Source organism: Parabacteroides sp. AF17-28, from assembly GCF_003479205.1.
Lineage (GTDB): Bacteria > Bacteroidota > Bacteroidia > Bacteroidales > Tannerellaceae > Parabacteroides > Parabacteroides acidifaciens.
The window spans coordinates 35,649-48,849 of record NZ_QUGV01000029.1 but is presented as its reverse complement, the minus strand read 5'-3'; the positions used below and the strand labels follow the sequence as shown (position 1 = coordinate 48,849).

Genomic DNA, 13,201 nt, shown 5'->3' with positions numbered 1-13,201 from the left:
TTTATCTGATTACCTGAATAACGCCACCATCTCCTAATTTAATGATATTGGAAGGTTTTGCCTTACTCATATCATCCTGGCGATACTTCACTATATAATCGACACCGTTCTTAATCACATCCGACACTTCACTAAAATTAGTCGGAGAAGGTTCTCCGCTTACATTTGCAGATGTGGAAACCAACGGCCTCCGGAAACGTTCGCACAGCTTACGTGAGAACTCTTCGTTTGTGATCCGGATTCCGACGCTGCCGTCTTCGCCCAACAGGTTACCGGCAATATTCTTCGCATGCGGATAAATAACCGTCAACGGCTTGTCGGCTACCTCGATCAGGTCCCAGGCTATATCGGGAATTTCCGACACGTACATGCTCAGTTTCGCCGTACTGTCAGTCAGGACCAACATAGCCTTATTGTCAATTCTTCTCTTCAGCTCGTACACTCTTTGCACGGCTTTCTCGTTGGTTGCATCACAACCAATCCCCCAAATAGTATCTGTGGGATAGAGTATTATCCCTCCTGCCTGCATGATTTCACAGGCTTTTTGAATATCGTCTGTCATTGTTTTTTAAATAATGTCACAAATGTACAAATCATTCGCGGACTTTATTATAAAAAGTAGAGAAAATGTATTTTAATAAAAATGTATGCGCCTGAACAGAAATATCCATTTATATTGTCTAACTTTACGGATTGAAATATATTGGAGATTTTGTTGCTATCAGCTTCTATATCCAATATATCTGGGACGATAAAAAAGAAAAAAACAATATATAATGATTACAAAATGGAACTTTCAAACCCCAACAGAAGAAGAGTTACATAAAAGAGACAAGCTGGCAACCGAACTGGGCCTCAGTCCGGTCGTATGTCTTTTGCTCGTTCAACGAGGACTGACCACTGTTGAAGAGGTGAAGAAATTCTTTAAACCCAGCTTGAGCGACCTGCACGATCCATTCCTTATGCCGGATATGGAAAAGGCTGTCAAGCGTCTGAACAAGGCTCTGGGCAATAAAGAAAAGATTTTGGTTTACGGTGACTATGATGTAGACGGCACGACCGCTGTTTCTCTGGTCTACAAGTTTTTACGTCCCTATTCGTCATCATTGGATTACTATATCCCGGATCGGTATGACGAAGGGTACGGGATCTCGTACAAGGGGATCAATTATGCCAAGGAGAATGGGATTACGCTTATCATCTCGCTTGACTGCGGCATCAAAGCGATTGAGAAGATCGAGTATGCCAAGGAATTGGGTATCGACTTTATTATCTGTGACCACCATATGCCAGACGACACATTGCCGGATGCTGTAGCGGTGTTGGATGCCAAGCGGGTGGATTCGATCTACCCGTATGAACATCTGTCGGGATGCGGAGTTGGTTTCAAGTTCATGCAAGCGTTTGCCAAGAGCAATAACTTCCCGTTTGCCGACCTGGAGAAGCTGCTGGAACTGACGGCAGTCAGCATTGCATCGGACATCGTTCCCATCACAGGGGAGAACCGCATACTGGCCTATTACGGTCTGAAGCAACTCAACAGTAACCCGAGCCTCGGACTGAAGGGAATCATCGACATCTGCGGTCTGTCCGGAAAAGAGATCACCATCAGCGACATTGTTTTCAAGATCGGACCGCGTATCAATGCCTCCGGACGTATGATGAACGGAAAGGAAGCTGTCGAACTCTTGTTGGCAAAAGATGTGGACAGCGCAAGGGAGAAAAGCGAAAGCATCAACCAGTACAACGAAGAACGACGCGAACTGGACAAAAAGATCACGGACGAAGCGAATGCCATCATCGACGAGTTTCAGAACATGGAAGACCGGAAGGCGATCATTGTCTATAACCCGGGCTGGCACAAGGGTGTGATCGGTATCGTTGCATCCCGCCTGACGGAAAAGTATTACCGTCCGGCTGTCGTACTGACCAAATCTTCCGAACTGATCACGGGCTCCGCACGCTCGGTTACAGGATTCGATATCTATAAGGCAATCGAGAACTGCCGTGACTTGTTGGAAAACTTCGGCGGACATACTTATGCAGCCGGGCTCTCCCTGCGAGAAGAGAATCTGGAAGCTTTCACCGAACGGTTCCTCAAGCTGGCTGCCGACGAGATTATCCCCGAACAGATGATACCCCAACTCGACGTCGACGCCGTATTGGACTTGCAGGATATCAATCCCAAATTCATGAGCGAGCTGAAGAAAATGAATCCCTTCGGCCCGGACAACCAGAAGCCGGTGTTCTGTTCTTTCGGCGTAAAGGATTACGGAACCAGCAAGCTGGTGGGTAAAGAGCTGGAGCATATCAAACTGGAACTGATTGACGACAAATCGAATACGCCGATACATGGCATTGCTTTCGGCATGCACCAGCACAATACCCATATCAAAAACATGAAGCCTTTCAATATCTGTTACACCATCGAAGAGAACACCTATAACGGCAACACCTCTCTACAACTTATGGTGAAAGATATCAAGGAGAACGATATGTGAAGGGATGCGGTGGACGTCTACCATAAGATATTAGGGAAGTACTGGGGATACCCTGCTTTCCGTCCTTTGCAGGAAGAAATCATTCATGCTGTCTGCGAAGGAAAAGATACACTCGGACTGATGCCTACGGGAGGTGGTAAATCCATCACCTTCCAGGTTCCGGCACTGATAATGGAGGGGATATGCATCGTCGTCACCCCATTGATAGCGTTGATGCGCGACCAGGTGGATAATCTACGCCGGGTAGGAATCAACGCTACGGCTGTCTACTCAGGCATGAGCCGACAGGAGATTGCCACAGAACTGGAAAGGTGCATTTCCGGAAATTGTAAATTCCTATACATCTCGCCCGAACGTCTCGCCATGGAACAATTCCGGGAGAAGCTGCAAGCCATGAGCGTCTGCCTGCTGGTTGTAGACGAGAGCCATTGTATCTCGCAATGGGGTTATGATTTCCGTCCCTCCTACCTTCATATAGCCGATGTCCGCAAACAGTTGCCCGGTGTACCGGTATTAGCGCTTACAGCAACGGCTACTCCGGAAGTGGTGGACGACATACAGGAACGGTTGCTTTTCAAAGAGAAAAATGTTTTCAGGAAAAGCTTTGTCCGTCCGAACTTAGCGTATATTGTACGCCGCACGGAAGACAAGCCGGGTACACTTGTCTATATACTCAGTAAAGTCCCGGGTACAGCCATCGTCTATGTACGAAACCGGAAACAGACAAAAGAGGTTGCCATTCTCCTGCAACAAGCCGGCATATCCGCCGATTACTTCCATGCCGGACTGAGCCGAGAAGAGAAGGAGATACGGCAAAACCGCTGGAAGAACAACGAATGCAGGGTAATGGTTGCCACCAATGCTTTCGGCATGGGGATCGACAAACCGGATGTACGTCTGGTCGTACACCTGGATATGCCCGGTTCGTTGGAGGAATACTACCAGGAAGCAGGACGCGCCGGACGTGATAACAAGAAAGCCTATGCCGTAGCCCTCTGTTCTGAGACGGACAGCCTCATACTGAAAAAGCGGATAGAAGATGAATTTCCAGATAAGAAACTCATCAAACAGATATATGAAGCCTTGGACAGCTACGACCTGGCGCATGACTTCTCGTTAGCAGATTTCTGTTCAACCAATCAACTTCCCCCGTTGCAGGTCCATCATGCCCTGAAGCTATTGGAACTGTCCGGATATATCGAATACATCGAACAGCAGGATGAAGCCTTTAATGAGGTAGCTCCACAAGTCACTCGCACCCATCCGGGGATAAAGGGAAACTCCCTTATCATTCCTCCCTCCGTCTATGAGGAGCGACGGGAAAGAGCCGGGAAACGCGTCACTAAAGTCGTAGAGTACCTCGAAACAGAACGCATCTGCCGCAGTCACCTGCTAATCTCTTACTTTGGAGAGAAGGACACGGAAGACTGCGGATGCTGTGATGTCTGCCTCTCCAAGAACAGTTCAGGATTAAGCAACAGGGACTTCAACATGATACGCGACAAGCTCCTGAAACGCTTATCCGGGGAACAGCCGCTCCCGGTCAATGCCATAACGGAATCCCTGCCTTTCCCGGCAGAGAAAAGCATAACCGTCATCCGTTTCCTGGTGGAACACGACAGCCGCTTTCACATGAAAGACGGAGAAATCTGTATGAAACAAAATAATCATTAAACAACAAAAGTATATGCCATATCCCATTTGCTTCGTATCACTCGGTCCGGGAGAGCCGGAATTGATTACCCTGAAAGGTTTGAAAAAGCTCCAACAGGCCGATGTCATCTATTGCCCTGCAACCTTAGACAAGAGTGGCCAATCCCTCTCACGCGCAGCCAATATCGTAAAGGAACTCAATATTGAAGATTCGACAATCCAGCTGTTCACACTCCCGATGAGCAAGGACCGTACCGAAGCATGGAAAGCTTACGACAGACTATACGAAAAGGCTGTATCCGCCCGGCTGGAAGGGAAAAAGACTGTCATTGTAGCTGAAGGGGATGCAGGCTTCTACTCTTCCATCCAATATATATACGATAAATTTAAGGCTAATAATATCGAGGTGGAGCGTACCGCCGGAATCCCCGCCTTTATCGCGGCCGGAGCCCTTGCCGGCTTGCATATCGTCAAACAAGAAGAACAGATCATCGTCATTCCCGGAATACTGACAGCGGAAGAACTGTCGGAAAAGATCAAAGCCGGCTACGTAATCGTCATTATGAAACTGTCCCAATGCGTGGATGCCGTCCATGAATGCATCAGCAAGCACCCGCAAGCCAGGTTTCATTACTTCGAGAACGTCGGGACAGATAAAGAGTATTATACATCCGATAAAAAAATCATCAGTGAAAAACCGTTTCCTTATTTCTCACTGATGATCATACAGTAGTTTATCATATAAATAGTAGAATCTATTCGGATTCCAAAAGATTGCTCAATTGGATGATGTGATAGCGAAGGGATTGAACGGATTCCCAGTTCTGATGGCCGGACTTGCAGAGTTCACGTGCACTCACCAACACTCCCGAAATATGGCTGCCGATCTTTTCAATCCTTTTATTCGTGTCACTGTAAAGAGACTCCAAATCTTCCGGAGAATAGATGGAAGCCGATTGGGCCAATGATTCGAGCAACTTCATTTGATAGACACCTGCCTTTGGGATCAAGTCGCGGACTGCATAATGATGGAGATCCTGGATTTCTTTCTGTTTAGTCACATCCCAACCTACATTATTCATACCACCGGAAGGATTTATCTTAGAAAATGCCTGAAAACCAAGACTATCTGCAATAGTCTTTATCCATGAACTTGTTTCCCTTAACGCTACTTCCATCAAACTTAATCTCATTGTTGCCATAATCAAATCTCCTTAAATTACATAAACCGTAGTTTTCTTATTTGTTATACTATTTACTTTTTATCACATTTAATCCTATGTTTCTTTCATTTTATCATTGTGACATTGCAAATGTAATCAAATTATCACGTACAACATGAGTCTTTCCAGATTTTATAATTCTTTAAGACAAAAGATAACCAAAAGCCCATATTCTGCCAACTCAAGTTTACAAAATAACAATAAAACAATATATATACATTACATAATGCCAATCTATCCCCACTTTTATTATCAATTATCAAACTGACATCTATTTTACGGAAGACTTGGCTTTCAACAACTATCCTCCCTTTCATTTTGTTATTATATAAAAATATAATTACATTTGTTTCTCACTTAAACTTACATCAAGCATGAAATCGGACATAGAAATTGCAAGAGAGGTTTCCCTACATAAAATAAAGGAAGTCGCAAGTGGGCTGGGTATCCCACGTGAAGAAGTTCAAAATTACGGCAGGTATATAGCCAAAATACCCCTTCACCTGATCGACGATAAGAAAATCAAGGAGCATAACCTGATTCTGGTCACAGCCATCACCCCGACCAAGGCCGGTATCGGTAAGACTACCGTCTCGATCGGCCTGACATTGGGACTGAACAAGATAGGGAAAAAAGCGGTTGTCGCCCTTCGTGAGCCTTCACTGGGGCCGTGCTTCGGTATGAAAGGCGGGGCTGCCGGAGGAGGTTACTCGCAAGTGCTGCCGATGGAAAACATCAACCTCCACTTCACAGGAGACTTTCATGCGGTTACCTCCGCACACAATATGATCACGGCTCTGCTGGATAACTACATCTACCAGACCCGCAACACCTGCGAGGGCCTGAAAGAGATCAAATGGAAGCGCGTACTGGACGTAAACGACCGCAGCCTGCGCAATATCGTTTCCGGTCTGGGAGGCTCCGCCAACGGCGTCCCGACAGAGACAGGTTTCGACATCACCCCCGCTTCGGAAATCATGGCGATCCTTTGTCTGGCAACGGACATCGAAGACTTGAAACGCCGTGTCGGCAATATCCTGTTGGGATATACATACGACGGAAACCCGTTTACCGTAAACGACCTGGGAGTAGCAGGCGCCATCACTGTTTTACTGAAAGACGCCCTCCTGCCCAACCTGGTGCAGACGACCGAGAATACAGCTGCATTTGTACACGGAGGCCCGTTCGCTAACATTGCACACGGTTGCAACTCGATCCTGGCTACAAAAATGGCACTCACATATGGTGACTATGTCGTGACAGAGGCCGGCTTCGGTGCAGACCTGGGAGCAGAAAAATTTTTCGATATCAAATGCAGAAAAGCAGGACTGGCCCCGAAACTGACCGTTATCGTCGCAACGGCACAAAGCCTGAAACTGCATGGCGGCGTACCGGAAGACAAGATCAAAGAACCGAATATCGAAGGACTGAAGAACGGTTTTGAAAACCTGGACAAGCATGTTGAGAACATGAAACGTTTCGGGCAGGAAGTAATCGTCACCTTCAACAAATATGCATCCGACACAGACGAGGAAATCAATCTGGTAGCCGAACACTGCCGCGAGATAGGCGTAGGCTTCTGTATGAATAACGTATTTGCAGCTGGTGGCGAAGGAGGTGCCGAACTGGCCAGACTGGTTGTCGATACCATTGAAAAGAAACCATCCGCCCCGCTTCAATATATATATGAAGACAATGACCCGGTCCGCACTAAGATCAAGAAGGTATCCGAACAGATCTACGGGGCTGCATCCGTCGTTTACACCACATTAGCCGACAAGAAGATCAAACAGATCGAAAGCCTGGGAATCTCGCACTATCCGATTTGTATTGCAAAAACGCAGTATTCATTCTCATCCGATCCGAAAGCCTACGGCGTTGCTAAAAACTTCGAGATGAAAGTACGCGATATCATCATCAACAACGGCGCTGAAATGATCGTCGTGATTATGGGTGAGATCATGCGTATGCCGGGACTACCCAAAGACCCGCAGGCAAAACGCATCGACATCGTTGACGGTGTGATCGAAGGATTGAGCTGACCAAAAGAAAAGCGTTATATCCTATAAAACCAAACACTTATGTTGCGATTCAAAAACATAAGTGTTTGGTTTCAAAAACATAAGTGTTTGGTTTCAAAAACATAAGTGTTTGTCGGTGAAAACATAAGTATTTCGACTTCAAGACATAAGTATTTCTTATTTCCGGTCGAAAAATTTCTTGAAGAACATGATCTGATAATCGATCGAGTTTTTCCAATACTCACCGTTATGGGCACCGGGACGGACCAGGAAATCATGGTCGATCTTATACTTCAGCAGCTTCTTGTGAAAGTCATTATTCACTTCAAAAAAGAAATCACTGTAACCACAATCAAAGATAATAGCCAATTCGCCATTCTTGATACGGTCAATCTGGTTGATTGCCGTATGGCTGTTCCAGACATCCTGGTTGTCGCTCTCATTCCCCAGCTGCTTGCTCATCTCCCAGTTGTTCGGAAACGGACGGATGTCGACACCTCCACTGGTACTGCCAACAGCCCCGAACACATCTTTATGGCGGAAAGCCAGCCACATGGCTCCATGTCCGCCCATGCTCAAACCGGTGATGGCACGGCCGCTGCGGTCCTTGACTGTCTGATATTTGGAATCGATATATTTGACCAGTTCCCCGGAGACGAATGTTTCATAACGATACGAAGGGTCTTTCGGGCTATCCCAATACCAACTGTTTTTACCGTCGGGGCAGACAAAGATCAGTCCGTCCCGGTCAGCAATACCTTTCAACTCCGGTTTCATGGAGATCCAAGTCTTCGCATTCCCGCCATATCCGTGCAACAAGTAGATCACAGGCTTAGGCGACCGGTTATCATCCGGAGAGACGACAACTACCTGGACATTCTTTTTCATTGCATCGCTGTAAACAGCCAACGTATCGACAACAGCACCTTTTACTGAAAAGACAAGCAGTACGAAAACAGTCAGAAAAGAGAATTTAAGTTTCATGGTTTCAATTTATTAAGTTATTTATTAGTCTCGACAATAGCCATCGGTCAGCGTCTGCATGAAAGCAACGATGGCAGCCTCTTCCTCCGGGCTAAGCCCCAGATTGCCCAATTCCTCCCGGTTGACCGTCGCGGCATATTCGGGCGCCGGATAGTCCTCCACATCACGTACGTTATAAAAATGGACAATCTCTTCGAGCGTCTTAAAATAGCCGTTATGCCCATAAGGGGCGGTCAAAGCGATATTACGCAGGGTGGGAACACGAAACTTACCAAATTCCGCACTGTCACCCAAGAAAGCACCCAGCCCCAGGTCCATCGTATCCCGCCCTACCGTGTTATAAGGAGGCGAAACATGAAAGAACGGGTTGTCCGGATTGGAAGGGATCCCTAAGTTATCATACGTATGGTCGGTAAACAAAACGCGTCCGGCACGTTCGTCTTTCTCCAGTACATGGCATTCGGCACACATCCCTTTTTCCTTAAACAAAGCCAAACCTTTCTTCTCCTGTTTGGTAAGTTTGCATTTACCCTCCAGATAGGCATCATATTTCGAAGTGTAGGGATTGACTTCCACCGAACGCTCGTAGGCAGCCAACACATCCAATATTTTCGTAAAAAGGGAATCATCAGACGCTATCTCGCCATAGAGGCGGACAAAATCAGGATAGTAGGCTGTACGGCGAAACTTCCCGACAACCATCCGGCTGTCCTTATTACCCATCTCCAACGGGTTGATAAAAGGTTGGCCGGCCTGTTCTTCCAAAGAGTTCACACGTCCGTCCCAGAACAAACCGCCGACGTATGTTTCATCCTCGTCATCGTAATGTAAGGCGGGGACATACGCCACATATGAACAGGTCATGGCATTCCGGTTGCTGAACAAACCTCGCACGGCCCCCTCCGAAGTGATCCGCCCATATTTATCGGCAAAGCCTTTGAACGGTTCATGGCAGGTTCCACAAGATTGTCCCGCCGGTTCCGAAAGCGATTCGTCGAAAAAGATTTGTTTTCCCAAGCGTTCTTTTTCACTTAACGCCGTACGAACTCCGGTAGTACACGAAGAAAGCAACACGGCGATCCCAACCGACCATGCAGCCATCGTTTTTCCATATACTACACAACTATTCATTACCAGAACTTATTATTCTCCCGGCTATATTCGAATCCAACGTTTTTCAATTTCTGAACAAGTGTTTCTTTCTTGATATGCATATCGTCGCACAATTCATCAAGAGAAGAATAATCATCACGCAGTTTCATATTGATGACGCTAAACAGCATCATCGGATCTTCCGGCAATGTCATCTTTTAGCACTTTATACTAAGTTGGTTTAATACGTCACGGATCTTTTCAAATGTCGTAATACGGGTCGGAACCAATGGCAAACGCAACTTGTTTTCGATAAAGCCCATTGCATTCAGCATACTCTTCGCCCCTGCCGGATTACCGTCTACAAACAAAAGGTTGAACAACTCCGTAAAACTATGGTGAATCGTACGGGCACTGTTGTAGTCACCTGCCAATGCCAAGCGTACCATACGGCTGAATTCACGCGGGAAAGCATTCCCGATTACGGAGATCACGCCGACAGCACCCAATGTGATAAGCGGGAACGTGATACCGTCGTCACCGGAAATCACGCTGAAGTTAGCCGGCTTGTTCTTGATGATATCGTCCATCTGGGTAATATTGCCGGAGGCTTCCTTGACTGCAATCACATTCTTGAATTCGCGGGCAATGCGAAGGGTCGTTTCAGCCGTCATGTTCACACCCGTACGTCCGGGGACGTTATACAACACGATCGGCAGCGTAGTCGCTTCGGCAATCGCTTTATAGTGCTGGTAGATTCCTTCCTGGGAGGGTTTATTATAATAAGGTACGACAGACAGGATCGCGTCTATACCGTCGAAATTGTCGTTCTTCAGTTTTTCGACAATCGACCGCGTACAGTTTCCGCCCAGTCCCAACACAATGGGGATGCGACCGCTAACCTTCGTTACTACTAAATCAACTATATTCTTCTTTTCTTCTTCTGTAAGTGTAGGGGTTTCCGCAGTGGTACCAAGCACAACCAGATAATCGGTTCCATTCTGCAACTGATAGTCTACAAGCCTTCCTAACGCTTCGTAGTCAACACTTTCATCTTCTTTAAAGGGAGTGATCAACGCCACACCCATTCCTTTTAAGTTTATGTCTGCCATGATTATTAATTGACAATTGATAATTGACAATTGATAATTGAAAGAAAAATAGCAACAATTATCAATCAGCCTTGCAAAAATAAGGAATTTATATCATTTTGAGCGTATCGCCTGCAAATAAAATAATATATGGTCGAACAAATGCTTGATATCTTCACGCTCTGTCAAGGATATAGACAGGTCGTACAAATCGATATCGGCACGCTTCACTCCCACCTTAAACCGGCAAGGATGCTGTAACATAATATATTGCATCGGATAACAATCAGAACGTGTAAGGTCGATCAGTATATCCGCCCTGACCGTCTTCAATTGTTCGACAATGGCATCCGAAGGTGTCTGCCAGGTATCCAGATCCTTCTTGGCATGGACTGCCGTGTATGACGCTTTCATCTCCGGAAGCGTACTGCCGGACACATAGACACAGGCCTCTACCTTTTTACGCATCTTACGCAACTTTTCGAGACAAGGCTCCACAAACTCATGGTCGTCCGCCTGGTACAAGACCAGGATGTGGCCGGCATCTTCCAATGTGCAAAACTCATGTTTGCGGTTTGCAGCTCCGGAAGCTAAAGACTGCACTTTCTTCTTAATAAAATAATTCGTCAGTCTCATTCCGCTATCATGTTTAGAAATTCGTCTTCGTTTATAATCTTCACGCCCAATTTGGCGGCCTTTTCAAGTTTAGCCGGTCCCATATTCTCGCCTGCCAGGATATAATCGGTCTTACCGGATACGGAACCGCTGTTCTTACCGCCATGCTGCTCGATCATCGCCTTGTATTCGTCACGCGAATGTTTCGAGAACGTCCCGCTGATCACGATGACCAACCCCTTCAGTTTCTCGGAACGGTTCGCCAAAACCTCTTCGGCAACGGACATCTGAAGACCATACTCTTTCAAACGGTTCACCAACACCCGGTTACGTTCGTCGGCAAAGTAATCGATTACGCTCTGTGCGATACGCCCCCCGATTTCATCCACTGCCGTCAGCTCTTCCAAAGAAGCTTGCTCCAGCTGTTCCATCGAATGGAAAGCGGAAACCAAACGTTTTGCAACTGTTTCCCCCACATAGCGAATCCCCAATCCATACAGGACACGTTCGAAAGACACCTGCTTGGACTCTTCAAGGCTGGCGATCAAATTGCTCGCGCTCTTCTCCGCCCAGCGTTCCAGACGAAGCAAATCGGCTATTTCCAGCGTATAGAGATCAGCTGCGTTCTTGACATAACCGGCCTCGTACAAATCTTCGACTGTTTCCGGCCCCATATTGATATTCATTGCCCTTCGGGTAACGAAATGCTCGATCCTTCCTTTAATCTGGGGAGGGCAACCGGATTCGTTCGGACAATAATGCCCGGCTTCTCCTTCCGGACGTACCAACGGCGTTCCGCATTCAGGGCAGGAACGGATGAAACGCACCTTGTCGCCTATCAGTAAAGAACGGGCTTCGACGTCCACCCCTACGATCTTAGGGATAATCTCCCCGCCTTTCTCCACATAGACCATATCTCCCAAATGCAGGTCGAGGCCTTCGATAATATCCGCATTATGCAAGGATGCACGCTTAACAGTCGTACCTGCCAGCAAAACCGGTTCCAGATTGGCCACCGGAGTGACAGCTCCCGTACGCCCCACCTGGAAAGAGACAGAGTTCAGACGGGTCACGGCACGTTCTGCCTGGAACTTATAGGCAATCGCCCAACGCGGACTTTTAGCTGTAAAGCCTAAATTCTTTTGTTGCCGCAGGGAATTTACTTTCAGGACGATCCCGTCGGTTGCCACCGGCAAGTTCTTACGTTCGGTATCCCAATTGGCGATATAATCGTAAATATCCTGCAGGCTGTTACATTTACGGATCACATCCGGTATTTTAAAGCCCCATGAACGGGCAGCCTCCAGATTGTCATAATGCGTCTCAGCCGGTAACTCTTCCCCTAACAGGTAATAAAAATAGGCATCCAGCTTACGTGACGCCACGACAGTAGGATTCTGCTGTTTCAAAGTGCCGGAAGCCGCATTACGGGGATTCGCAAACAGCGGTTCTTCCTGCTCCTCGCGTTCCTTGTTCAAACGATCGAACTCAGCCCAGGGGAGCAATATCTCCCCGCGTATCTCAAACACCGACGGATATCCGTCTCCCATCAGCTTCAAGGGTATGGAACGGATTGTTTTCACATTCGCCGTCACATCGTCGCCACGGGTACCGTCGCCACGGGTTACAGCGCGAAGCAAGCGTCCGTTCTCATAAATCAGCGAGATGGAAGTTCCGTCATATTTCAGTTCGGCAACAATCTCAAAAGGCTCGTTCAGGTCACGGGCTATGCGCTCGTAGAAGTCCTTTACTTCCTCTTCCGAATAAGTGTTGCCCAAAGAAAGCATCGGATATTTATGCACTACCTGTTCAAACTCTTTAGAGAGGTCGCTTCCCACCCGCTGCGTAGGCGAATGAGGATCGGCATATTCGGGATGCGCCTCTTCAAGGGTTTGCAACTCCTTCATCATCTCATCAAACTCGCGGTCTGATATCGTCGGCGCCGAAAGCACATAATAATTATAATTATGCTGCTCCAAGGCCTCACGAAGTGCTTTTATTTTATCTTTTGCTTCCATCTT

Annotated in this window: 12 protein-coding genes; 4 read left to right on the top strand and 8 right to left on the bottom strand. The window is 47.1% G+C overall.

Annotated elements, in window-relative coordinates:
- Position 1 precedes the first annotated feature (1 nt).
- The gene (locus DWW90_RS17465; RefSeq protein ID WP_115498795.1) at positions 2 to 562 is read right to left on the bottom strand and encodes an L-threonylcarbamoyladenylate synthase; all 561 of its coding nucleotides are present in this window, start codon (positions 560 to 562) and stop codon (positions 2 to 4) included.
- A gap of 214 nt (positions 563 to 776) precedes the next feature.
- Here DWW90_RS17465 and recJ point away from each other — a divergent pair, with 214 nt between their 5' ends.
- Genes recJ through DWW90_RS17450 form a run of 3 tightly spaced genes read left to right on the top strand, consistent with a single transcriptional unit; the run spans position 777 to position 4,887 of the window.
- Positions 777 to 2,501, top strand: coding sequence for a single-stranded-DNA-specific exonuclease RecJ (recJ, locus tag DWW90_RS17460; protein WP_115498796.1), 1,725 nt, complete (start codon positions 777 to 779; stop codon positions 2,499 to 2,501).
- A 9-nt stretch (positions 2,502 to 2,510) separates the two neighbouring features.
- Complete coding sequence (locus DWW90_RS17455; protein ID WP_122345897.1) at positions 2,511 to 4,175, top strand: ATP-dependent DNA helicase RecQ; 1,665 nt, start codon at positions 2,511 to 2,513, stop codon at positions 4,173 to 4,175.
- A 13-nt stretch (positions 4,176 to 4,188) separates the two neighbouring features.
- Positions 4,189 to 4,887 carry a precorrin-2 C(20)-methyltransferase gene (locus DWW90_RS17450; protein WP_122345896.1) on the top strand — a complete coding sequence of 233 codons (699 nt, stop codon included), beginning with the start codon at positions 4,189 to 4,191 and terminating at the stop codon, positions 4,885 to 4,887.
- 22 nt (positions 4,888 to 4,909) lie between these two features.
- Here the strand turns inward: DWW90_RS17450 and DWW90_RS17445 are convergent, their stop codons facing one another.
- On the bottom strand, positions 4,910 to 5,356 hold the full coding sequence (locus DWW90_RS17445) for a hypothetical protein (RefSeq protein ID WP_122345895.1): 447 nt from the start codon (positions 5,354 to 5,356) through the stop codon (positions 4,910 to 4,912).
- A gap of 395 nt (positions 5,357 to 5,751) precedes the next feature.
- On the opposite strand from DWW90_RS17445, the gene DWW90_RS17440 reads away from it, so the two are divergent.
- Complete coding sequence (locus tag DWW90_RS17440) at positions 5,752 to 7,419, top strand: formate--tetrahydrofolate ligase (protein WP_122345894.1); 1,668 nt, start codon at positions 5,752 to 5,754, stop codon at positions 7,417 to 7,419.
- A 156-nt stretch (positions 7,420 to 7,575) separates the two neighbouring features.
- Here the strand turns inward: DWW90_RS17440 and DWW90_RS17435 are convergent, their stop codons facing one another.
- From DWW90_RS17435 to ligA, 6 genes are all read right to left on the bottom strand, one after another.
- Positions 7,576 to 8,382 carry an alpha/beta hydrolase family protein gene (locus DWW90_RS17435; RefSeq protein ID WP_122345893.1) on the bottom strand — a complete coding sequence of 269 codons (807 nt, stop codon included), beginning with the start codon at positions 8,380 to 8,382 and terminating at the stop codon, positions 7,576 to 7,578.
- 24 nt (positions 8,383 to 8,406) lie between these two features.
- The gene (locus DWW90_RS17430; RefSeq protein ID WP_122345892.1) at positions 8,407 to 9,513 is read right to left on the bottom strand and encodes a cytochrome-c peroxidase; all 1,107 of its coding nucleotides are present in this window, start codon (positions 9,511 to 9,513) and stop codon (positions 8,407 to 8,409) included.
- Positions 9,513 to 9,689 carry a DUF4250 domain-containing protein gene (locus DWW90_RS17425; protein ID WP_115498803.1) on the bottom strand — a complete coding sequence of 59 codons (177 nt, stop codon included), beginning with the start codon at positions 9,687 to 9,689 and terminating at the stop codon, positions 9,513 to 9,515. The genes DWW90_RS17430 and DWW90_RS17425 overlap by 1 nt, the downstream gene beginning before the upstream one ends.
- Before the next feature lie 3 nt (positions 9,690 to 9,692).
- The gene (dapA, locus tag DWW90_RS17420) at positions 9,693 to 10,586 is read right to left on the bottom strand and encodes a 4-hydroxy-tetrahydrodipicolinate synthase (RefSeq protein WP_115498804.1); all 894 of its coding nucleotides are present in this window, start codon (positions 10,584 to 10,586) and stop codon (positions 9,693 to 9,695) included.
- Between the two features lie 93 nt (positions 10,587 to 10,679).
- Positions 10,680 to 11,201 (bottom strand): hypothetical protein, encoded by a 522-nt coding sequence (locus DWW90_RS17415; protein WP_115498805.1) that lies wholly within the window; start codon positions 11,199 to 11,201, stop codon positions 10,680 to 10,682.
- Positions 11,198 to 13,198 carry an NAD-dependent DNA ligase LigA gene (gene ligA / locus DWW90_RS17410; RefSeq protein ID WP_122345891.1) on the bottom strand — a complete coding sequence of 667 codons (2,001 nt, stop codon included), beginning with the start codon at positions 13,196 to 13,198 and terminating at the stop codon, positions 11,198 to 11,200. The genes DWW90_RS17415 and ligA overlap by 4 nt, the downstream gene beginning before the upstream one ends.
- Between the last annotated feature and the right edge of the window lie 3 nt (positions 13,199 to 13,201).

Bases quoted from the DNA above. Each gene is read 5' to 3' on its own strand.
- DWW90_RS17450 (WP_122345896.1), top strand. From the start codon at position 4,189: ATGCCATATCCCATTTGCTTCGTATCACTCGGTCCGGGAGAGCCGGAA.
- DWW90_RS17435 (WP_122345893.1), bottom strand. From the start codon at position 8,382: ATGAAACTTAAATTCTCTTTTCTGACTGTTTTCGTACTGCTTGTCTTT.
- DWW90_RS17415 (WP_115498805.1), bottom strand. From the start codon at position 11,201: ATGAGACTGACGAATTATTTTATTAAGAAGAAAGTGCAGTCTTTAGCT.
- recJ (WP_115498796.1), top strand. From the start codon at position 777: ATGATTACAAAATGGAACTTTCAAACCCCAACAGAAGAAGAGTTACAT.
- ligA (WP_122345891.1), bottom strand. From the start codon at position 13,198: ATGGAAGCAAAAGATAAAATAAAAGCACTTCGTGAGGCCTTGGAGCAG.
- DWW90_RS17445 (WP_122345895.1), bottom strand. From the start codon at position 5,356: ATGGCAACAATGAGATTAAGTTTGATGGAAGTAGCGTTAAGGGAAACA.
- DWW90_RS17440 (WP_122345894.1), top strand. From the start codon at position 5,752: ATGAAATCGGACATAGAAATTGCAAGAGAGGTTTCCCTACATAAAATA.
- DWW90_RS17465 (WP_115498795.1), bottom strand. From the start codon at position 562: ATGACAGACGATATTCAAAAAGCCTGTGAAATCATGCAGGCAGGAGGG.
- DWW90_RS17430 (WP_122345892.1), bottom strand. From the start codon at position 9,513: ATGAATAGTTGTGTAGTATATGGAAAAACGATGGCTGCATGGTCGGTT.
- dapA (WP_115498804.1), bottom strand. From the start codon at position 10,586: ATGGCAGACATAAACTTAAAAGGAATGGGTGTGGCGTTGATCACTCCC.
- DWW90_RS17425 (WP_115498803.1), bottom strand. From the start codon at position 9,689: ATGACATTGCCGGAAGATCCGATGATGCTGTTTAGCGTCATCAATATG.